Raw genomic sequence first — 20,207 nt, forward strand, 5'->3', positions numbered from 1 at the left:
ATGAGCGAAGAAGTGCTTTATTTAGTTTTTATGATTGTTTTATTGGTTGCTTTTTTAGCTTATATGAATATTAAAGATAAAGAAAATATGAGTAAAATTATAAAATTGCAAAATGCTATGGAAGATCTTACTAAGGAACTACATTATCTTAAAAAAAATTTAGACTTAAAGGATGATGAGGAGGAGAAATTCAATATAGATCTTTTAAAAGATGAAGTAAAAATAATGCTCGAACAAGAAGTTTCTAACAAAATTTATCCTATTTTACAAAGTTTGCAAAATGTTGAAAGTATTATAGAAGAATTTCAAAATGAGCAACAAAATAGAATTTTAACCTTGGAGCAAAAAACACAAAGTATAAGTAAACTTACGCCTAATTATGATACAGAGGAACAAAAAATTATAGAGTTGTTTCAGCAGGGTAAAAGTATAGAACAAATTGCAAAAGATCTAAGAGTTGGTATAGGTAATGTTGAGCTTGTCTTAAAATTTAAAAAAATGATTAAATAGGATTTGCAAAATGTTAATTGATAAATATGGAAGAAAAATTAACTATATGAGAATTTCAGTTACTCAAAGGTGTAATTTTCGTTGTCTTTATTGTATGCCAAAAATTCCTTTTGATTGGGTTCCAAAAGAAAATTTATTAACTTTTGAAGAGATGTTTTTATTTGTTAAGGTGGCTATTGATGAGGGAATTTCTAAGATTAGAATTACCGGCGGGGAGCCTTTATTAAGAAAAGATTTAGATGTATTTATTTCGATGATCCATAATTATAAAAAAGATATTGATTTAGCTATTACTACAAATGGATATTTTCTTAAAGATTATGCAAAAGATCTTAAAAAAGCTGGTTTAAAGCGTATTAATGTTTCTCTTGACACTCTTGATCCTAAAAAGGCGAAAATGATCTCTCAAAAAGAGGTTTTAAGTAATGTTTTAGCAGGGATTGAAGAAGCGATTAATTTGGGCTTTAAAGTAAAGATCAACACAGTAGCTCTTAAAAATTTAAATGATAATGAATTAATTTCTTTATTAGAATATGCAAAAAGCTTAAATATACAAATTCGTTTTATAGAATTTATGGAAAATTATCATGCTTATGGAAAACTTCAAGGTCTAAAATCTAATGAAATTCTTGAAATTTTAAAACAAAAATATAAAATTATTTCTTCAAGAAAAGCACAAAATTCACCAGTAACTTTATATGAGATTAATGATTATACATTTGGTATTATTGATCCACATTCTCATGAATTTTGCGATACTTGTAATCGTATAAGACTTAGTGCTGATGGGCTTTTGATACCTTGTTTGTATTATGATGAATCTTTAAGCATTAAAGAGGCGGTAAAAAGAAAAGATCTTAAAGCTGCGGTTGAAATTCTTAAAGAAGTTTTAAGAAATAAACCTGAAAAAAATAAATGGAGTATTGTAGATAATGAAACATCCTCTAGAGCTTTTTATCAAACCGGAGGGTAATTTTTGGATATTGTTGAGAGTTTTATAAGCATACAAGGTGAAGGAAAATTTAGCGGAAGATTAGCTATTTTTGTGCGATTTGCAGGATGTAATTTTAATTGCTATGGTTTTGGAGTGTCTAAAAAGAAAAATGATAAACAATTTTTAGGTTGTGATACCATTAGAGCGGTTTTTACAAAAGATTTTGCTGATTGTTATATCAAATTTACACCTTTAGAACTTTATGAGAGAGTACATATTTTAAAAGCAGATTTTAATCCTATTATAGTTATTACTGGTGGTGAACCTTTATTGCATCATAAAAATGAAGATTTTTTAAAATGGATTGAACTTTTATTAAAAGATAATTTTGAAATCCATTTTGAAACAAATGCAAGTATAATGATAGACTTTGAAAAATATCCTTTATATAAAAAGTGTGTTTTTGCTTTAAGTGTGAAGCTTAGTAATAGTAAAATACCCAAAGAAAAAAGATTAAATTTTGATGCTATAAGAGCTATTGTGCAAAATGCTAAAGGTAGTTTTTATAAATTTGTTTTAGATCAAGAAATGATAAAAAACCACAAAGCTCAAGAAGAAATTGATGAGATTTTGGCTAAAGTAAACAATGAAGTTTATTGTATGCCAATGGGCCATAACGAAGAGAGTTTAAAAACTAATGCTTTAGAGGTAGTTCATTTTTGCATAAAAAATGGTTATAATTATTCTGATAGAATGCATATAAGACTTTGGAATGATAAAGAGGGAATATGATTATTAGAAAAGAATTTGAATTTGAGAATGCTCATATTGTTCGTTTTTGTAGTTCTAAACGTTGTAAAAGTAGCATTCATGGCCATTCTTATAAGGTTGAGATATTGCTTGAAAGCAAGTATTTAGATAATGCTGGGATGGTATATGATTTTGGACTCTTAAAACAAGAGGTAAAACAGATTATTGATAGTTTTGATCATGCTATTACTCTTTTTAAGGATGATGATCAAGAGTATTTAAAACAAATGAAAAAATTTTCTAGTCGTTGGATTATCTTGCCGTTAAATGTTAGTGCTGAGAATTTTTGTCGTATTTTTTTTGTTCTTATTGATACTTTATTGAAACAAACTAAAATGATTAATGGTGAACAAGGGGTTTATTTAAAAAGCATTATAGTTCATGAAACAAAAACTGGTTATGCACAAGGATTTAAAGAGGACGCTTATAGTGAGTTTTTGCCTCCTATAAAACTAGAAGATATAGAATTTTCAAAAGCAATTCAAGAAGAGTGGAAAGATAAGGATTTTTATGAAAAATTAAAAAATTCTTACATTTTTGTTAATCCAAAGGAAGTTTAATGCCATATTTGGTAATCATTTTTTTATTTTTAATTGGATGTTCTAATAATGAAGATAATTCTTTTAAATCTAAATTGCCAGAGCAAGAGATAGTTCAAATAGAGCAAAATGATGAAAAAACCCAAGTCAATGATGATAATCTGCCATTGCCAGTTGGTGATGATTCTTTAGATGATACTCAAACTTTAAATATGAATTTAAGTATCATTGGTTCCTTGTATAAACAAAAATGTGCAAATTGTCATGGAAAAAATGGAGAATTAAAATTAAAAAATAATGTTAAGATTAAAAATTTAAGCAAAGAGAATTTTATCCAAAAATTTAGTTTTTGTGAAAAACAAAATGATAAAGATCATTGCATTAATTTAAATCAAGATCAAATTGAAAATTTGGCTAAATATATTTTAAATAAAGGAAAATAATAATGGATCAAAGTTATGAGTTTGTTTTGGCCTTACATCTATATAGTCTTTATGCAAGTGGTTTTTTGATATTTTTTTATTTAGTTTTAACTCAAGGAAATTTTAAAACTGAATTTATTTTTACAAGAAGAATCCGTTTGTTTTTACCTATTTATTATTTTTTTTTAATTCTAATTTTTTTTACAGGAATGTTACTTTTAGCATTTAATCATTTTGAAATGACTTTAAATTATTGGTTAATGATTTTATCTAATATTTTGATTTTTGTTTTGGCTATATTTCATTTTAAACAATTTAAAAAAGCTCGTGAAAATAGAAGATATATTTTTTTTAGATGGATTAGTTTTTTAATCTTGCCTATAGAAATTCTTTTATTATTTTTACCTTTTTTATTTAAAAAATTTTTTTAAATGCAATTTTTATTTTGTAAAGAAAGCGGTTTAGAGTTTTTATATTTAAAAGATGAAGATTTTTTACATCTTAAAGTGCGCCGTATCAAAGAAAAAGATGTTATTTGTTTAAGAAATTTAAAAGATGACTTTTTATATTTTTATGAAATTGTAGAAATAGCTAAAAAATTTTGCACTTTAAAATTAATTAAAAAAGAAGAAAAAATAACAATAAAAACAGATTTTGCTTTAGCCTTAGCAATCATTGATCCTAAAATTCTAGAAAAAACTTTGCCTTTTTTAAATGAACTTGGCGTAGATAAACTTATTTTAGTTTATACAAAATATTCTCAAAAAAATTTTAAAATTGATCTTAATCGTTGTGAAAGAATTATTATACAATCTTGTGAACAATGTGGAAGATCTTATATGATGAAAATTGAGATTTTTAATAATATTCAAGAATTTTTAAAAAAATACGAGAATGTTATTTTAGTTGATTTTTCTGGAGAAAAAAAGAAATTTACAAAAGATAATATTTATTTTATAGGACCTGAAGGTGGTTTTAGCGAGGAAGAAGTTAGAAACTTTAAAAATAAAATTTCTTTAAGCACTCAAAATATTCTAAAAGCTCATACCGCAGCTCTTGCTATAAGTTCTAAAATTTTACTTTAATTTATCTTTATTTTATTTATATTCTTATATAATTTAAACTTTAAAAATTTCAAGGAATTGTAATGAGAAAAGAAATTCATCCAGAATATGTAGAGTGTAAAGTAAGTTGTGCATGTGGTAATACTTTTATGACAAGATCAAATAAAAGTGAACTAAGAGTAGATATTTGCTCAAATTGTCATCCGTTTTTTACAGGAAGTGAAAAAATTGTTGATGCAGCTGGTCGTGTAGAGAAATTTAAGAAAAAATACGCAATGCAATAGCAATGCTTTATTTTATTCCTACTCCCATAGGAAATTTAAGCGATATTTCATTTCGTTCTTTAGAAATTTTAAAGATTTGCGAAATAATAATCTGCGAAGATACTAGAGTTTGCAAGTCTTTAATTTCTTTTTTAAACTCTAAATTTAATGTTCAAATTAAACCTAAGAAATTTATTTCACTTCATACTCACAATGAAACTCAATTTTTTAAAAATATTACTTTAGATTTTTTTGATAAAAATATAGCTTATATGAGTGATGCTGGTATGCCAGGTATTAGTGATCCTGGATCTTCTTTAATAAAATATGCCTTAAATCACAATTTATCTTATGAAGTTTTGCCTGGTGCTAATGCTGCTTTAGTTGCTTTAGTAAGTAGTGGTTTTTGTAAAAAAGAATTTATTTTTATGGGTTTTTTATCAAATAAAGGCAAAGAGCGCCAAAAAGATATAGAAAAACTTTTAAATAATCCTTATCCAAGTATCGTTTATGAATCTCCAAAGCGTATTTTATCTTTAATTGAAACGATAGTTAATTTAGAAGAAACAAGAGAAATTTTTATTATGAAAGAAATTAGTAAAAAATTTGAAACTAAATTAAGAGCTAATGCTAAAGATTTATTTGAAATTTTAAAAAATACTAATTTAAAAGGCGAATGGGTTGTAGTTTTAAAAGAAAAAGATCAAGAAGAACAAATGAATTTTTTATGTGAAAAAGATATTTTAGAACTTGATTTACCTTTAAAAACCAAAAGCAAGCTTTTATCAAAAATTTATGGTAAAAATTCAAAGGAACTTTATAAAAAACTGCTTTTAAGTCAAGATGGGATAAAATATTAAAATGTTAGTTTATGGTAAGCAGGTATTTTTTTATATTTTAGAGCATTATCCAGATATGATTAATGAAATCTATTTAGCTAAAGAATGTGATTTTAAAACTTTTAATAAAATTGCAAAATCTGGTTTTAAAATCAAAAAACTAGATTTTAAAACAGCTCAATCTTATGCCAGAGGTGGTAATCACCAAGGTTTTTTAATGGATATAAAAGATTTTGTGTTTGCTGACTTTAATGAAATGAAAAAAAATGATTTTTTAATTATACTTTGTGGTATAACTGATATGGGAAATATAGGAGCTATTATTAGAACTGCTTATGCTTTAGGTGTGCAAGGTTTAATTTTTTCTGGTAATCAGCTTGCAATGCAAAATGTAATAAGAACTAGCAGTGGGGCAGCTCTTGGTTTACCTATTGTGGTAAAAAACGATATTTTAGGATTAATCAATGAGCTTAAGCAAATGAATTTTACAATTTATGCTGCTGATAAGGAAGGAAAAGAAATTCATAGTTTAAAATTAAGTAATGTCAAAAAGAAAGCTTTAGTTTTAGGAAGCGAAGGTTTTGGCTTAAGTGCAAAAATAATTAAAAAATGTGATGAATCTATAGGCATAGCTATGAAAAATCAGTTTGATAGCTTAAATGTTAGTGCTGCTTTTGCAATACTTTGTGATAGGATGATAAATGAATAGTTGGAAAAAATTACAAGATTTAGATTTGAGAGAAGTTGCTGCTAGAACACAAATTGAAATTGATTTTCTAAAAGCTTTAATTAATCAAGATTTTGCCACTTTAAATCATTTTAATGTCCGTGGTTTTGTTAAAATTCTAAGTCGTGAATATGAACTTGATTTTACTGATTTTAATGAATTATATGAAAATTATTTAAATGAAAATAATCTTAATAACTCTTATAACCTATCAAAAGGAAAGATTATTACTCCAAAAATTGATATTTATACTAGTAAATCTTCTAGTTTTTGGATTTATATTGCTGCAATAATTATTGTAATTTTAATTTTTGGTTTTTATTATTTAAATGGGGTTAATTTTTTTTTAAAAACTGAAGAAAATAAATCAAGCACAGCAATTGTAAATATTATTGGAGAGGCTAAAACAAATTTAAAAGAAGTAACAAATAAAGTAAAAATTATTGATAATACAGAAGAGCTAACTGAAGAAAAAAATGAAGTAGAAGAAAATAATTTAACTAATCAAGATATCGTTTTGGATGAAAATATTACAATAAATCAAGATCAAAATATAAGCCAAGAGAACAATGTGACTTTTGCAAATGAAGAGGCTAGTATTACAGAAGAAAAAAAAACATTAGATGAAATTACTTTTAAGACGAATGGTAAAATATGGGTCGGCTTAATTGATTTAAAAACTTATAAAAAGAGTAGTTTTGTAAAAGATAAAGATTTTAATATTTCTTTAAAAGAAGATCAGCTCATTTTAATGGGGGCTTCTGCTTTAAGTTTTATAGATGAGAGTGGAAAGGAAAACAAATTTCCGTCTGGAGTTTCTAAACGTTTTTTAATTAAAGATGGAAAAATCTCAAATATAACTTTAAGTGATTTTATAAAGCTTAATAAGGGAAAAGAATGGTAAAAATCTTATTTTTGATAGTTTTTGTAAGTTTATCTTATGGTATTACTAGTTTAGAATTGGCTAAAAATATTGTAAATTCTTCAAATAAAAGAACTCAACTTGAACTTTTATTTACTAATCAAAACTATCAAGATTCAAAAGGTAATTTAGACATAGAAAAAATATCTAATATGTTAAAAGCAAATTCTTTACTTAATCTTATACTTCCAGCTCCAGAAACTTTGAGATTAAATTTCAAAGCACAAACGGATTTTATTTTATTTTTTGAGATTATCAATAATGCTTTAAACAATGCAGGTTATGTGTATTTTATTCCAACAGATTTAGTGCTAAGAGATGGAAACATTGATTATACTATACAAGTAGAATCTCAATACATCTTAGATCCAGGTGTATTTTATAGACTTTTAAAAGAAAATTCTGTCTATATCAATAATATAAAAAAAGTGGGTTTAAATGATTATGAGTATGATTTAAATTTTGATGAAGCGAGATTAAAAACAAACGCAAATGTTAATTTAAATACAACTACTTTTTTAGAGAAACCTTTGCAAGATTATATTATTTTGTTAAAAGGTGCAACTTTACTTAAAATTGATGCTAATGATACTGATGAATGGTTTCCTAAAATTCTATTTTTAGATAAAAATTTAAATTTAATTAAAAGTATTAAAAGTCAAGTAAAAAATAATCATTTTTCAGAATTTATTCCAGATGGTTCAATGTATGCCATAATTAGTGATGTGTATAGTCTTGATAATATCAAAAGAGGTTTAAAAATATATCTTAAAAAATAAGGAAAAAAATGTTTGATGAAATCCGTTTTCATACTATAGAAAGATTGCCAAATTATGTTTTTGCTGAAGTAAATGCGTTAAAAATGCTTGCTAGACACAAAGGAGCAGATATTATAGATTTTTCAATGGGAAATCCAGACGGCAAGACCCCACAACATATTATAGATAAGCTTTGTGAAAGTGCTAATAAAGATAAAACATCTGGATATTCTGCTTCTATAGGAATTTATAAATTAAGACTTGCTATTTGTAATTGGTATAAAAGAAAATATAATGTTATTTTAGATCCAGAAACTGAAGTTGTAGCTACTATGGGTTCTAAAGAAGGTTTTGTAAATCTTGCTCGTGCTATTATTAATCCTGGCGATACGGCTATTGTTCCAACTCCTGCTTATCCTATTCATACCCAAGCTTTTATTATAGCCGGAGGAAATGTCGTTAAAATGCCTATTTGCTATAATGAAAATTTTGAACTTAATGAAACTCAGTTTTTTAAAAATTTAGAACAAACTTTAATTGAAAGTGTGCCAAGAGCTAAATATTTAGTTGTTAATTTTCCTCATAATCCAACTACTACTACAGTGCAAAAAAGCTTTTATGAAAAACTTGTTCAGTTTGCAAAAAAAGAAAGATTTTATATTATTAGCGATATTGCTTATGCTGATTTAACTTATGGATCCTATCAAACTCCTTCAATTTTAGAAATTGATGGCGCAAAAGATGTTGCTGTGGAAACTTATACTCTTTCAAAATCTTACAATATGGCTGGCTGGAGAGTGGGTTTTGTAGTAGGAAATCAACGCCTTGTTAATGCTCTTAAAAAAATTAAATCTTGGTTTGATTATGGTATGTATACACCTATACAAGTTGCAGCCACTATAGCTCTTGATAGTGATCAAAGTTGTGTTGAAAATATTAGATTAAATTATGAAAGAAGAATGCAAGTTTTAGTAGAAGCTTTTGGTAATATAGGTTGGAATTTAATAAAACCAAATGCAAGTATGTTTATATGGGCGAAACTACCGTCTAGCAAAGCTCATTTAAAAAGTTTAGAATTTTCAAAACAACTTTTACAATATGCCAATGTTGCAGTAAGTCCAGGGGTTGGTTTTGGAGAGGCAGGAGATGAATATGTGCGTATTGCTTTAATAGAAAATGAAAATCGCATTCGTCAAGCTGCAAGAAATATTAAAAAATATTTTAAAGAAAATATATGAGAGTTGCTATTTTAGGTTATGGAACGGTAGGAAGTAATGTTGCAAAGGTTTTAATTGAAAATGAAAAAATTATAAAAGCAAGATGTGGTCAAAGTATTACTCCTGTGATAGCTTTAGCAAGACATGCTAAAAAAGATGCTCTTATTCCTATTACTTCAGATATAAATGAGATTTTAAATTTTAAAGATATTGATGTATTTGTAGAATTAATGGGCGGGATTGAGCTCCCTTTTCAAATTATTAGCGGATTATTAAAAAGAAAGAAAAATGTTGTAACCGCTAATAAAGCTTTGCTCGCTTATCATCGTTATGAGCTTGAAACATTAGCTAAGGACTTAGCTTTTGGCTATGAAGCAAGTGTTGCTGGAGGTATTCCTATTATTAAAGTTTTAAAAGAAGGTTTGAGTGCAAATAATATTATTAATATTAAGGGTATTTTAAATGGAACTTGTAATTATATTCTAACTTGTATGCAACAAGTTGGAATGGATTTTCACAATGCCTTACAAAAAGCACAAGAATTAGGTTATGCCGAGGCTGATCCTAGTTTTGATATAGAAGGACAAGATGCTGCACATAAACTTTTAATCTTAGCAAGTCTTGCTTACAATCTTGATATAAAACCTGAAGATATTTTAACGCAAGGTATCAAAGATATAAGTTCTGAAGATATGTATTTTGCTAATGAATTTGATTTTACTATAAAACTTTTGGGTATAGCTAAATTAAAAGATTCAAATATTGAATTAAGAGTGCACCCTACTATGATAAGTAAAAATAAAATGCTTTCTAAAGTTGATGGCGTTATGAATGCTATTTCTATAGTGGGTGATGTATTGGGAGAAAGTCTTTATTATGGTGCTGGTGCTGGAGGTTTGGCAACGGCTAGTGCTGTTGTTGCTGATCTGATAGATATAGCAAAGGGAAATTTTAAAACTCCTATGTTAGGTTTTAAGGAAAAATTAGAATTTAATTTATTAAAACCAGAAGAGATTTATACAAAATATTATTTAAGAATTAAAGTAGAAGATAAATTGGGAGTTTTGTCTAAGATTACTTTGCTTATGTCTCAAAATTTAATTTCTATTGAAAGTTTTTTACAAAAACCTAAAAAGAATAATGAAAATTATACTACTATATTTTTTACAACACATTTTACTTATGAAAAGAGTATACAAAATTTATTAAGAATTTTAAAAAAGCAAGAATTTGTTAAAGATGAACCTTTTATGATGCGCATAGAGGATTAATGGGGTTATCTTCATATATTCTTGGTATTAAAGGTGAAGACGAGGCTTGTAATTTTCTAAAAAAACAACAATTTAGTATTTTAGAAAGAAATTTTCATTCCAAATTCGGTGAAATAGATATTATTGCTTTAAAAGATAATATTTTACATTTTATTGAAGTAAAATTTACCCAAAATGATTATAATATCTATGAGCGTATTGATCATAAAAAGTATCAAAAAATTATTAAAACGATAGAATTTTATTTTATTAAAACACGAAAAAATAATGATTTCCAAATAGATCTAATTTGTGTTAAAAATAATGTAATAGAATTTATTGAAAATATAACTTTTTAAGTTAGTTTTTTATTTAGTTAAAATACAATAAATTAAAAAAAGGAGAAATTATGGGAAAATATATAGAACTTACTTCAGAGAATTTTTCTGAAATAAAAGAAGGTGTTGCCCTAGTTGACTTTTGGGCTCCTTGGTGTGGACCTTGTAGAATGCTATCACCAGTAATTGATGAACTTGCAAATGATTTTGAAGGTAAAGCGAAAATTTGTAAAGTTAATACAGATGAGCAAGGGGATTTAGCAGCTGAATATGGAGTAAGATCAATTCCTACTTTAATATTTTTTAAAAATGGCGAAGTAATAGATCAGCTAGTTGGAGCACAATCTAAGCAAGCTATTGCTGATAAAATTAATTCTTTACTTTAATCTTCTTAAAGTCGCTTTGGCGACTTTATTCTAACTATATTTTATATTAAATAATAATTTTTATTAACTGCTTATTAAGAAAAAATTCTATATTATAATAAAAATAATTTTTTTAGAAAAAGGAATTTAAATGTTAGATTTAGCAATTATAGGAGGAGGACCTGCTGGACTTAGTGCAGGACTTTATGCGACTAGAGGAGGCTTAAAAAATGTTGTTATGTTTGAAAAAGGTATGCCAGGCGGTCAAATAACTTCAAGCTCTGAAATAGAAAATTATCCTGGAGTTGCCACTGTAATGGATGGTATTTCTTTTATGGCTCCATGGAGTGAACAGTGTATGCGTTTTGGTTTAAAGCATGAGATGGTAGGAGTGGTTCAAATTGTAAAAAATAATAATGGTAGTTTTGATGTAAAGTTAGAAAATGGAAAAGTAGAGCAAGCTAAAGCAGTTATTGTTTGCACAGGTTCAACTCCACGTCGTGCAGGATTTAAAGGAGAAGATGAATTTTTTGGTAAAGGTGTAAGCACTTGTGCAACTTGTGATGGATTTTTTTATAAAAATAAAGAAGTTGCAGTTTTAGGAGGGGGCGATACAGCTTTAGAAGAAGCTTTGTATCTTGCCAATATTTGCTCCAAAGTTTATCTTATTCACAGAAGAGATGAATTTAGAGCTGCTCCTTCTACTATAGAAAAAGTGAAAAAAAATGAGAAAATAGAACTTATCACTAGTGCAAGCATTGATGAGGTTTATGGTGATAAAATGGGTGTTAGTGGTGTAAAAGTTAAATTAAGAGATGGAAGTATTAGGGATTTAAAAATTCCTGGAATTTTTACTTTTGTTGGACTTGATGTGCGTAATGAAATTTTAAAACAAGATGATGGAAAATTTTTATGCGATATGGAAGAAGGAGGTCAGGTTAGCGTTGATCTTAAGATGCAGACAAATATTAAAGGACTCTTTGCTGCAGGAGATTTAAGAAAAGATGCTCCAAAACAAGTTATTTGTGCTGCGAGTGATGGGGCGATTGCAGCGCTTAGCGCAATAGCATATGTAGAAAGTCTACACTAAAATTTCTACCTCGCAAGAGGTAGAAAAATTTAATGAAAATTAAGATAAGAACTTATAAATTTAATCCAAGGTATCCCAATAATAATATAAATTGCAAGATATACAAAAGCAAATATTCCACCAAGTAAGAAAAATTTAGCTCCCTTTACGTATCCGCTTCCAAACCATAAAGGCGAACATCCTGTTCCATAAGGAGTTATAATTCCCATAAATCCCATACTTAAAGCAAGGATTAACATTACTTCTTGAGCATTTGCTCCTTGAATTTGTCCTGCTAAACTTGCAAAAATAGCAATAATTGCAGTGACATAAGCTGTTCCAGATGCGAAAAAATATCTAAGCCATGAAAAAAGTAAAAGCAGTAATATACTTGCAAATAAAGGAGAAAATCCGAGTAAATGTTTACCTAAATTGTTTGTTAAAAAATCCAATATTCCCATATTTTTAAGACCGCTAGCTAGAGTAATAAGAGTAGCAAACCATATTAATGTATTCCAAGCACTTTTATTTGATAAAAAGTCTTGCCAAGTAATTATTTTAAGAGATATCATTAAAATAATCATTATTAAAGCTGTTGTTGTAGCATTGATCTTAAAAAAACTAGCTCCAACCCATAAAATTAAACCGATTAAAGCAACTATAATCATATAGATTTGTTTTTTATCCATTTTACCCAAAGCCTTATATTTTTCATTTGACCATTGTGCAATTTCTTTTGAGCCTTTGATTTCAGGTGGATATATAAAATATCCAAGTAAAGGTGTTAAAATAAATATAATAATTCCAACAGGTAAAAAAGATAAAAACCATCCAAGCCAATCTACTACTTCAATACCGTTTTTCGAAATTAAAGATAAGGCAAGAGGATTTGGTGCTTGTCCAGTTAAAAAAATAGAACTTGTTACACATGAGCTTGCTAAACCCATCCAAACTAAATATGATCCTATTTTTCTAGGATTTTTATCAGGATAACTTTCAAACATAGGAGCTATATTTGTTACTATAGGATAAACTGTTCCCCCGCTTCTTGCTGCATTACTTGGAATAAAAGGAGCCAAAATAAAATCAACTATGCAAATAGCGTATCCTAAACCCAAAGTTGATTTACCAAGTTTTGAAACAAGATAAAGAGCTATTCTTTCACCAAGTCCTGTTTTTGAAAAGCCAAGACCTATGGTAAAAGCAGAAAAGATTAACCAAACAACAGAGTCAGAAAAACCGCTTAATCCCCATTTTATAGCCATACCATCACTTATAATACTTTTATCGCTTCCTACTGGACCTATCTTAAAAATGACAACTAAAGTTATAGCAATGACTCCTATTAATGCTGGCGGAATAGGTTCTAGCATTAAACCTATAATCAGTCCAATAAAAATACTTAAATAAAGCCAAGAGTTATTACTTAGTCCTTCTGGAGTAGGAATAAAGTAAAATGCTATAGCTATAACAATAGGCAAAAATAGCTTCCACATTGTTTCTCCTTTAAAATGATTTGTATTATATTTTAACAGAAAGTTAAAATATTTAAAATATATTTTAAATATTTTAAAATAAATAATTTATTAATTTAATTTTATATAATTTTAGAATTAATTAAGAAGGATAAAAATGGTAGAAATTGGAATTTATGGAGCCTGTGGAAGAATGGGTAGACAAATACAAGAGTGTTTGGAATTTGATGATGAAGCAAGGGTGTCTGTGCTTTATGATAAAAATGGAAATTTAGAAGAACTTTTTAAAAAAAGTGATGTGATTATTGATTTTTCTTCTCCTTATGGAACAAATGAACTTTTAGAGTTTTCAAAAAATAATCATAAACCTTTAGTAATTGGCACAACAGGATTAGATGAGAAAGTGATGAAATTAATGTATAATCTAAGCAAATCGATGCCAATATTTTATGCAACAAATATGTCTTTAGGAGTTGCTGTATTAAACTATCTTGCAAGCAAGGCGAGTATTATGCTTAAAAATTTCGATATAGAAATCGTTGAAATGCATCATAGGCACAAAAAAGATTCTCCAAGTGGCACAGCTTTAACTTTGGCTGAAAATGTAGCTAAAACTAGAAATTTACAACTTCAAAATATCAGAATAAGTGGTAGAGATGGGATTAGTGGAGAAAGAAGCAAAGATGAGATTGCTGTAATGAGTTTAAGAGGTGGAGATATAGTAGGACGTCATACTATAGGTTTTTATGAAGAAGGAGAATATTTAGAATTAACTCATAATGCTACCTCAAGAGCTACTTTTGCTAAAGGTGCAATTAAAATTGCCAAATGGCTTATTCAAAAGGAGCCAAAATTATATTCAATGAATGATTTTTTAGGAATTTAAATGTGTGCAATTGTAGGGGTAATTAATTCTAAAAATGCAAGTACTTATGCTTATTATGCTTTATTTGCTATGCAGCATCGCGGACAAGAAGCAAGTGGAATAAGTGCAAGCGATGGTAAAGGTATAAAAACTATTAAGGCTAAAGGAGAAGTAAATCAAATTTTTAATCCTTTAAATTTAAAAAGTTTAAATGGTGAAATTGCTATAGGTCATAATCGCTATTCTACGGCTGGAAATTCAAGTATTGATGATGCACAACCTATTTATGCTAATTGTTCTTTTGGGGATATTTCTTTAGTGCATAATGGAAATTTAGTAAATAAAAATGAAGTAAGAGAATTTTTAATGCAATGTGGTGCAATTTTTCAAACAAATTTGGATACTGAAAATTTAATCCATTTAATTGCCCGTAGTAAAGAACAAGATTTAAAAGATCGTTTGATAGAGGGTTTAAAAAAATGTATAGGGGCTTATTGTTTTATGTTGGCTAGTAAAGATAAGCTTTATGTGATAAGAGATGCTTATGGAGTTAGACCTTTGTCTTTGGGGCGTTTAAAAGATGGCGGTTATATTATAGCTAGTGAAACTTGTGCTTTTGATTTGATTGAAGCAGAATTTATCCGAGATGTAAAAGCAGGAGAGATGCTTATTTTTACACAAGGAAATGATAATTTTGAAAGTATACAACTTTTTAATGAAAAGCCTAGAATTTGTGCTTTTGAATATATTTATTTTGCTAGACCTGATAGCATTATAGAAGGAAAAAGTGTTTACGAGGTGCGTAAAAAATTAGGTGAAACTTTAGCAAAAAAATTTGATCAAAAGATCGATTTTGTAGTGCCTGTCCCAGATAGTGGAGTAAGTGCTGCTATAGGTTTTTCTCAATATCTTAAAATCCCACTTGAAATGGCAATTGTTAGAAATCATTATGTAGGCAGAACTTTTATAGAACCAACCGAGGAGCTTAGAAATTTTAAAGTTAAATTAAAACTTAACCCCATGTCCAAGGTTTTAAAAGATAAAGAGATTGTAGTAATTGATGATAGTTTAGTGCGTGGAACAACTTCTAAAAAAATCATTTCTTTACTTAGGGCAGCTGGAGCAAGTAAAATTCATTTAGCTATTGCTTGTCCTGAAATTAAGTTTCCAGATATTTACGGTATAGATACACCTACTTTTGAAGAGTTAATCAGTGCTAATAAAAACATAAAACAAGTAAAAGAATTTATTGATGCTGATTCTCTTACTTTTTTAAGTATAGATGAACTAGTAAGTAGCATAGGAAATGAAAGATCTTATTCTTTAGTCAGTTTTGATGGAGATTATTTTATAAAATAAACCTTAGTTAGAATATTATTTTATTTTTATTTTAAAATATAAATAATTTATTAATATATAATTAATATTATATTGAATATAATAAAGATAATTTAATATTTATTTAAGGAAACATAATGAGGATTATTTTATCAATATTTTTTTTCATCACTTGCATGTGGTCTAAAAATATAGTTTATAGTGATGAGGTTGTATCACTTTATCTTTCTCAAGATGACACCAAAGTGGTTGGCAGATTGCTCCCTACAAATTCTTTTGAAATTTTAAAAGAGCAAGGTAATAAAGTTTATGTAAAAATTCAAGGTTTTGTCAATCCAAAAGCTCCTTTTGTTATTTATTATAATAATACTCAAAGAATTATTGTCGCTGCTTTTTCTAAAAATACTAAATTAAATTTCAGTAAAAAAGATATGACAAAAGATGATAAATGGGATAGAGTAAGTTTAGAAATTTGGGCAGAGAAAAAGAAATTTTTTAAAAATGATAAAGAAATGCTGAGTCGTGCAAAAGAACTTTTTGTTAATAATTGTGGGATTTGCCATGCTTTGCATAAAGAAAAAGAATTTAATGCAAATGCTTGGCCAGCAGTTTTTAGATCTATGGTTGATAGAACGGCAATTGAAAAGAAAGATCATTGGCTTGTTATAGAATATTTACAAAAAAATTCAAAAGATTTTAAAGCAAATTAAAGGAAATAAAATGTTAGATAGAAGAAATTTTTTAAAAGCAAGTGCAAGTTTGAGTGCTCTATCTTTTATGCCAACTTTTGGTATGACAAAGAGTATTGAAGCTTCAAAAGTAAGTCTTGGTATTGTAAAAAATGGAGAGATAGTTACTGCAGCCCACTGGGGAATTTTAAAACTTACTATAAAAGATGGAAAAGTTATAAAAAGTGAACCTTGGGAAAAAATAACTAAAATGGATAATCCTTTGCAACATTATACTTCTGATTTGATTTATAAATCTCGCATTAAGTATCCTTATGTTCGTAAGTCTTATCTTGAAAATCCTGATGATCCAAAAAGAGAATTAAGAGGAAAAGATGAATTTGTACGTGTAAGTTACAAGGAAGCTTTAAATTTAATTGCAAAAGAACTTAAAAAAACAAGAGAGCAAAAAGGGATAAGTTCTGTTTTTGGTGGAAGTTATGGTTGGAAATCAAGTGGAAATATGCAAAATTCTAGAACTTTACTTCATAGATTTTTAAATGTTACAGGAGGTTTTGTTGGAGCTAGTGGGGATTATTCAACAGGTGCCTCTCAGATTATTATGCCTTATGTAGTAGGCTCTATTGAAGTCTATGAGCAACAAACTTCTTGGGAAAATATTTTAAAATATTCTAAATATGTTGTTATTTGGGGAGCTGACCCATTAACTACATTGCGTATAGCTTGGACTTCAAATGATCAAAGAGGCTTAGCTTATTTTGAAAAATTAAGAGAAAGCAAAATAAAAGTAATTTGTATAGATCCTATAAGAACAGATACAGCTAAATTTTTAAATGCTAAATGGATTTCTCCGCGTCCAAATACTGATGTTGCTTTGATGATGGGCATGGCAAGTCATTTAATTTCTAAAAATAAAGTCAATTATATGTTTTTAGAAAATTATACAACGGGCTTTAATCAGTTTAAAGATTATTTAGAAGGTAAGAATGATGGCATAAAAAAAGATGTTAAATGGGCAAGTAAAATTTGTGGAGTGAATGAAAAAACTATCAAAGAATTAGCTGAAACATTTTATGATAATCCTACTATGATAATGAGTGGTTGGGGTATGCAAAGAGCTCATCATGGAGAACAACCGCATTGGATGCTAGTGACTTTATGTTCCATACTTGGACAAATTGGAACAAAAGGTGGAGGCTTTGGGCTTAGTTATCATTATAGCAATGGAGGCGTGCCTACTTGCAAAGGAGGTGTTATAGGAGGAATTAATGCTGGAGAAATAGGTATTTGGAAAAATGGTAAATTTAAAAGTCTTGCAAAATCAAAAGAAGATTTAAATTCTGCTGAGTGGTTACAAAATACGGCTAGTTTATCTTTTCCTGTGGCAAGGATAGCTGATGCCTTGCTTAATCCTGGAAAAACTATAGATCATAATGGGGCTAAGATTACTTATCCTGATATCGATTTTATTTACTGGGTAGGCGGAAATCCTTTAGTTCATCATCAAGACACAAATACTAATGTAAAAGCTTGGAAAAAACCACGAACCATTGTTGTAAATGAAATTTATTGGACTCCAACAGCAAAGATGGCAGATATTGTTATGCCAGTTACTTCATCTTATGAAAGAGATGATATTACTATGAGTGGTGATTATTCTAATATGCATATAGTTCCTATGAAACAAGCTGTTTTGCCAGTAGAGGAAAGCAAAGATGATTATGAAATTTTTTCTGATCTTTGTAGAATTTATGGTAAAGATGTATTTAATGCTTACACTCAAAATGGTAAAAAAGCAAAAGATTTAATTAAAGATTATTATAATATTGCATTAAAGCAAGTAAAAAATTATGGAGAAGCTTTTAATACACCTATGCCTAGTTTTGAAGAATTTTGGGCAAAAAATGAGCCTATCGTTTTTGAACCAACGAATGAAAGCTTAGAGTATGTTCGTTTTTCAGAATTTATCGAAGATCCTATTTTAAATGCTTTAGGCACCCCTTCAGGACTTATTGAAATTTATTCAAAAACAATTGAAAATTATAATTATGATGATTGTAAAGCACATCCTACTTGGTTTGAGCCTATTGAGTGGCTTGGGAATGCTACCAAAAAAATGCCATTTCATCTTATAACCTCTCATCCAAGTAAAAGACTTCATTCTCAACTTTGTCATACAGATTTAAGAAAAAAATATACTATTCAAGAAAGAGAACCTTTGCTTATGAATTTTAAAGATGCTAAAAAATTTGGCATTAAAAATGGTGATGTTGTAAGAGTATTTAATCAACGTGGAGAGATTTTAGCAGGGGTTTTAGTAAGTAAAGATATTATGCAAGGAGTTGTAAGAATTTGTGAAGGAGGTTGGTATGATCCTGATGAGAATGGTTTGTGTAAATATGGAAGTGCTAATGTTTTAACATTAGATTTGCCTACTTCAAAACTTGCTAATGGCAATATTTCTCATACAGGACTTGTAGGGATTGAAAAATTTAACAAAAGTCTCCCTGAGATTACAGCTTTTAGCATCCCTAAAATTGTGTAAGTTTTTTGATAAATTTTTGTTATAATTTTAATAACAAAAATTTATTTTAGGAGTTATTTAAATGCAAATGAAAGGTTCGAAGAATTCTTTTAAAGTATCTTCAAAATTAACTTTATATGTAGGTGTTTTGATAATATTAGTGTTAGCAGTAACTACTACAATAACTTATTATCAATCAAAATCAAATGCTTTTGAATTATTACAAGATAATCAGCTAAAAGTTATGGATGATGTTCAAATAACTTTTGATAATTATGCCAGCTCTAAAAGAAAAGCTTTAGAGGTTTTAGCAAATGAAATTTCTAATAATTCTGATACAAATGTGCACGAGATTATAACTTTACTTCATGCTTTTAAAGAGGCAAATGGATTTAATCTGGTTTTTATAGGCTTTGAAAACTCTGGAAAAACTTATTTATCAGATGGTTCGATGTTAGATTCTTCTAAAGGATTTGATACAAGAAATTCTATATGGTTTAAATTGGCAAAAGATAATGGAAAAATTAGCGTTACAAAACCTTATAGGTCAATTAATGGTCAAGCTACTATAACTTATGCAGCACCTATTTTTCAAAATGGAAAATTTATTGGTGTTGTGGGAGGAGATTATGATTTAAAAAATTTCTCTAAAGATGTTCTTGCTTTAGGTCGCACTACAAATTCTTATGCTGCTGTTTATGATGCAGAAGGAAGTATCATATTTCATGAGGATGCTGAAAAAATTTTAACTAAAAATACTTTAAGTGAAAATATTGCAATAGCTATTAGAAATAATCCAATATTAATAGATCCTAGACAAAGAGAAACTTTATTTTATGTTGATAATGATCAAGGTCAAACTCAAGCAGTTATGTGTAATCCAAGTTCAGTTAATCCAACATTTAGAGTTTGTAGTATAGTGGATAAAAGATCTTATGATGATGTTATCAATAGTATTTTATATAGCCAGCTTATAGTAGGCTTTGTGGCTTTGGTGATAGTTTTAGTGTTTGTTAGAATTTTAATTACTAGAAGTCTCTCCCCACTCACCACTATCCAAAATGGTCTTAACTCATTCTTTGATTTTATTAATCATAAAACAAATAATGTATCAACCATTAATATAAAAACAAATGATGAATTTGGTCAAATATCAAATGCCATCAATGAAAACATACTCCAAACTAAACAAGGTTTAGAACAAGATAATCAAGCAGTAAAAGAAAGCGTAGGAACAGTTCAAGTAGTAGAAAAAGGAGATTTAACTGCAAGAATTACTGCAAATCCTA

22 protein-coding genes and 2 pseudogenes are annotated in these 20,207 nt (G+C 28.0%); 23 read left to right on the forward strand and 1 reads right to left on the reverse strand.

The features are described from left to right. From DU473_RS01135 to trxB, 17 genes are all read left to right on the forward strand, one after another. Positions 1 to 510 (forward strand): DUF6115 domain-containing protein, encoded by a 510-nt coding sequence (locus tag DU473_RS01135; protein WP_131163913.1) that lies wholly within the window; start codon positions 1 to 3, stop codon positions 508 to 510. 10 nt (positions 511 to 520) lie between these two features. Further along, positions 521 to 1,483 (forward strand): GTP 3',8-cyclase MoaA, encoded by a 963-nt coding sequence (gene moaA / locus DU473_RS01140; RefSeq protein WP_131163912.1) that lies wholly within the window; start codon positions 521 to 523, stop codon positions 1,481 to 1,483. 3 nt (positions 1,484 to 1,486) lie between these two features. Next, entirely contained in the window at positions 1,487 to 2,236 is a 750-nt protein-coding gene (locus DU473_RS01145; protein WP_131163911.1) for a 7-carboxy-7-deazaguanine synthase QueE, read from the forward strand. Beyond that, on the forward strand, positions 2,233 to 2,814 hold the full coding sequence (locus DU473_RS01150; RefSeq protein WP_131186398.1) for a 6-pyruvoyl trahydropterin synthase family protein: 582 nt from the start codon (positions 2,233 to 2,235) through the stop codon (positions 2,812 to 2,814). The genes DU473_RS01145 and DU473_RS01150 overlap by 4 nt, the downstream gene beginning before the upstream one ends. Next, the gene (locus tag DU473_RS01155) at positions 2,814 to 3,236 is read left to right on the forward strand and encodes a c-type cytochrome (RefSeq protein WP_131163909.1); all 423 of its coding nucleotides are present in this window, start codon (positions 2,814 to 2,816) and stop codon (positions 3,234 to 3,236) included. Before DU473_RS01150 ends, DU473_RS01155 begins: the two co-directional genes overlap by 1 nt. Before the next feature lie 2 nt (positions 3,237 to 3,238). Continuing rightward, complete coding sequence (locus DU473_RS01160; RefSeq protein WP_131163908.1) at positions 3,239 to 3,646, forward strand: hypothetical protein; 408 nt, start codon at positions 3,239 to 3,241, stop codon at positions 3,644 to 3,646. Continuing rightward, on the forward strand, positions 3,647 to 4,300 hold the full coding sequence (locus DU473_RS01165; protein WP_131186399.1) for a 16S rRNA (uracil(1498)-N(3))-methyltransferase: 654 nt from the start codon (positions 3,647 to 3,649) through the stop codon (positions 4,298 to 4,300). It begins immediately after the preceding gene. Between the two features lie 62 nt (positions 4,301 to 4,362). After that, the gene (gene rpmE, locus DU473_RS01170) at positions 4,363 to 4,563 is read left to right on the forward strand and encodes a 50S ribosomal protein L31 (RefSeq protein WP_131163906.1); all 201 of its coding nucleotides are present in this window, start codon (positions 4,363 to 4,365) and stop codon (positions 4,561 to 4,563) included. A gap of 2 nt (positions 4,564 to 4,565) precedes the next feature. Beyond that, a complete protein-coding gene (gene rsmI, locus DU473_RS01175; protein ID WP_131163905.1) occupies positions 4,566 to 5,402 on the forward strand; it encodes a 16S rRNA (cytidine(1402)-2'-O)-methyltransferase in 837 nt (278 codons plus the stop codon). Between the two features lies 1 nt (position 5,403). Beyond that, complete coding sequence (rlmB, locus tag DU473_RS01180) at positions 5,404 to 6,090, forward strand: 23S rRNA (guanosine(2251)-2'-O)-methyltransferase RlmB (RefSeq protein WP_131163904.1); 687 nt, start codon at positions 5,404 to 5,406, stop codon at positions 6,088 to 6,090. Continuing rightward, positions 6,083 to 7,012, forward strand: coding sequence for a helix-turn-helix domain-containing protein (locus DU473_RS01185; protein WP_131186400.1), 930 nt, complete (start codon positions 6,083 to 6,085; stop codon positions 7,010 to 7,012). Before rlmB ends, DU473_RS01185 begins: the two co-directional genes overlap by 8 nt. Further along, entirely contained in the window at positions 7,006 to 7,809 is an 804-nt protein-coding gene (locus tag DU473_RS01190; RefSeq protein ID WP_131163902.1) for a hypothetical protein, read from the forward strand. Before DU473_RS01185 ends, DU473_RS01190 begins: the two co-directional genes overlap by 7 nt. An 8-nt stretch (positions 7,810 to 7,817) precedes the next feature. Beyond that, complete coding sequence (locus DU473_RS01195; RefSeq protein ID WP_131163901.1) at positions 7,818 to 9,026, forward strand: LL-diaminopimelate aminotransferase; 1,209 nt, start codon at positions 7,818 to 7,820, stop codon at positions 9,024 to 9,026. Further along, a complete protein-coding gene (locus tag DU473_RS01200) occupies positions 9,023 to 10,276 on the forward strand; it encodes a homoserine dehydrogenase (RefSeq protein ID WP_131163900.1) in 1,254 nt (417 codons plus the stop codon). The genes DU473_RS01195 and DU473_RS01200 overlap by 4 nt, the downstream gene beginning before the upstream one ends. Next, positions 10,276 to 10,614, forward strand: a complete 339-nt coding sequence (locus DU473_RS01205; protein ID WP_131163899.1) for a YraN family protein — start codon at positions 10,276 to 10,278, stop codon at positions 10,612 to 10,614. The genes DU473_RS01200 and DU473_RS01205 overlap by 1 nt, the downstream gene beginning before the upstream one ends. Before the next feature lie 50 nt (positions 10,615 to 10,664). Further along, on the forward strand, positions 10,665 to 10,979 hold the full coding sequence (gene trxA, locus DU473_RS01210; RefSeq protein ID WP_131163898.1) for a thioredoxin: 315 nt from the start codon (positions 10,665 to 10,667) through the stop codon (positions 10,977 to 10,979). Between the two features lie 130 nt (positions 10,980 to 11,109). Beyond that, positions 11,110 to 12,048, forward strand: a complete 939-nt coding sequence (trxB, locus tag DU473_RS01215; protein WP_131163897.1) for a thioredoxin-disulfide reductase — start codon at positions 11,110 to 11,112, stop codon at positions 12,046 to 12,048. A gap of 29 nt (positions 12,049 to 12,077) precedes the next feature. On the opposite strand, the gene DU473_RS01220 is transcribed toward trxB, so the two are convergent. Further along, a complete protein-coding gene (locus DU473_RS01220; RefSeq protein WP_131186401.1) occupies positions 12,078 to 13,523 on the reverse strand; it encodes a DASS family sodium-coupled anion symporter in 1,446 nt (481 codons plus the stop codon). A gap of 136 nt (positions 13,524 to 13,659) precedes the next feature. On the opposite strand from DU473_RS01220, the gene dapB reads away from it, so the two are divergent. The 6 genes and pseudogenes from dapB to DU473_RS08570 all read left to right on the forward strand — a co-directional run. Continuing rightward, the gene (gene dapB, locus DU473_RS01225) at positions 13,660 to 14,388 is read left to right on the forward strand and encodes a 4-hydroxy-tetrahydrodipicolinate reductase (protein WP_131163895.1); all 729 of its coding nucleotides are present in this window, start codon (positions 13,660 to 13,662) and stop codon (positions 14,386 to 14,388) included. After that, positions 14,389 to 15,726, forward strand: a complete 1,338-nt coding sequence (purF, locus tag DU473_RS01230; protein WP_131163894.1) for an amidophosphoribosyltransferase — start codon at positions 14,389 to 14,391, stop codon at positions 15,724 to 15,726. It begins immediately after the preceding gene. A 116-nt stretch (positions 15,727 to 15,842) separates the two neighbouring features. Then, positions 15,843 to 16,415: a cytochrome c3 family protein gene (locus tag DU473_RS01235; protein ID WP_131163893.1), complete on the forward strand. Its 573-nt coding sequence runs from the start codon at positions 15,843 to 15,845 to the stop codon at positions 16,413 to 16,415. 10 nt (positions 16,416 to 16,425) lie between these two features. Next, positions 16,426 to 18,939, forward strand: coding sequence for a molybdopterin guanine dinucleotide-containing S/N-oxide reductase (locus DU473_RS01240; protein WP_131163892.1), 2,514 nt, complete (start codon positions 16,426 to 16,428; stop codon positions 18,937 to 18,939). A 223-nt stretch (positions 18,940 to 19,162) separates the two neighbouring features. After that, positions 19,163 to 19,741 (forward strand): annotated as a pseudogene (locus tag DU473_RS08565) (cache domain-containing protein); the annotation flags it as partial. Between the two features lie 210 nt (positions 19,742 to 19,951). Further along, positions 19,952 to 20,207 (forward strand): annotated as a pseudogene (locus DU473_RS08570) (methyl-accepting chemotaxis protein); the annotation flags it as partial.

The organism is Campylobacter novaezeelandiae, from assembly GCF_004323845.1.
Taxonomy (GTDB): Bacteria; Campylobacterota; Campylobacteria; order Campylobacterales; family Campylobacteraceae; genus Campylobacter_D; species Campylobacter_D novaezeelandiae.

What these genes read in the sequence shown, in the direction of transcription:
- DU473_RS01135 (WP_131163913.1), top strand. Translation starts at nt 1, where the DNA reads ATGAGCGAAGAAGTGCTTTATTTAGTTTTTATGATTGTTTTATTGGTT.
- moaA (WP_131163912.1), top strand. Translation starts at nt 521, where the DNA reads ATGTTAATTGATAAATATGGAAGAAAAATTAACTATATGAGAATTTCA.
- DU473_RS01150 (WP_131186398.1), top strand. Translation starts at nt 2,233, where the DNA reads ATGATTATTAGAAAAGAATTTGAATTTGAGAATGCTCATATTGTTCGT.
- DU473_RS01155 (WP_131163909.1), top strand. Translation starts at nt 2,814, where the DNA reads ATGCCATATTTGGTAATCATTTTTTTATTTTTAATTGGATGTTCTAAT.
- DU473_RS01160 (WP_131163908.1), top strand. Translation starts at nt 3,239, where the DNA reads ATGGATCAAAGTTATGAGTTTGTTTTGGCCTTACATCTATATAGTCTT.
- DU473_RS01165 (WP_131186399.1), top strand. Translation starts at nt 3,647, where the DNA reads ATGCAATTTTTATTTTGTAAAGAAAGCGGTTTAGAGTTTTTATATTTA.
- rpmE (WP_131163906.1), top strand. Translation starts at nt 4,363, where the DNA reads ATGAGAAAAGAAATTCATCCAGAATATGTAGAGTGTAAAGTAAGTTGT.
- rsmI (WP_131163905.1), top strand. Translation starts at nt 4,566, where the DNA reads ATGCTTTATTTTATTCCTACTCCCATAGGAAATTTAAGCGATATTTCA.
- rlmB (WP_131163904.1), top strand. Translation starts at nt 5,404, where the DNA reads ATGTTAGTTTATGGTAAGCAGGTATTTTTTTATATTTTAGAGCATTAT.
- DU473_RS01185 (WP_131186400.1), top strand. Translation starts at nt 6,083, where the DNA reads ATGAATAGTTGGAAAAAATTACAAGATTTAGATTTGAGAGAAGTTGCT.
- DU473_RS01190 (WP_131163902.1), top strand. Translation starts at nt 7,006, where the DNA reads ATGGTAAAAATCTTATTTTTGATAGTTTTTGTAAGTTTATCTTATGGT.
- DU473_RS01195 (WP_131163901.1), top strand. Translation starts at nt 7,818, where the DNA reads ATGTTTGATGAAATCCGTTTTCATACTATAGAAAGATTGCCAAATTAT.
- DU473_RS01200 (WP_131163900.1), top strand. Translation starts at nt 9,023, where the DNA reads ATGAGAGTTGCTATTTTAGGTTATGGAACGGTAGGAAGTAATGTTGCA.
- DU473_RS01205 (WP_131163899.1), top strand. Translation starts at nt 10,276, where the DNA reads ATGGGGTTATCTTCATATATTCTTGGTATTAAAGGTGAAGACGAGGCT.
- trxA (WP_131163898.1), top strand. Translation starts at nt 10,665, where the DNA reads ATGGGAAAATATATAGAACTTACTTCAGAGAATTTTTCTGAAATAAAA.
- trxB (WP_131163897.1), top strand. Translation starts at nt 11,110, where the DNA reads ATGTTAGATTTAGCAATTATAGGAGGAGGACCTGCTGGACTTAGTGCA.
- DU473_RS01220 (WP_131186401.1), bottom strand. Translation starts at nt 13,523, where the DNA reads ATGTGGAAGCTATTTTTGCCTATTGTTATAGCTATAGCATTTTACTTT.
- dapB (WP_131163895.1), top strand. Translation starts at nt 13,660, where the DNA reads ATGGTAGAAATTGGAATTTATGGAGCCTGTGGAAGAATGGGTAGACAA.
- purF (WP_131163894.1), top strand. Translation starts at nt 14,389, where the DNA reads ATGTGTGCAATTGTAGGGGTAATTAATTCTAAAAATGCAAGTACTTAT.
- DU473_RS01235 (WP_131163893.1), top strand. Translation starts at nt 15,843, where the DNA reads ATGAGGATTATTTTATCAATATTTTTTTTCATCACTTGCATGTGGTCT.
- DU473_RS01240 (WP_131163892.1), top strand. Translation starts at nt 16,426, where the DNA reads ATGTTAGATAGAAGAAATTTTTTAAAAGCAAGTGCAAGTTTGAGTGCT.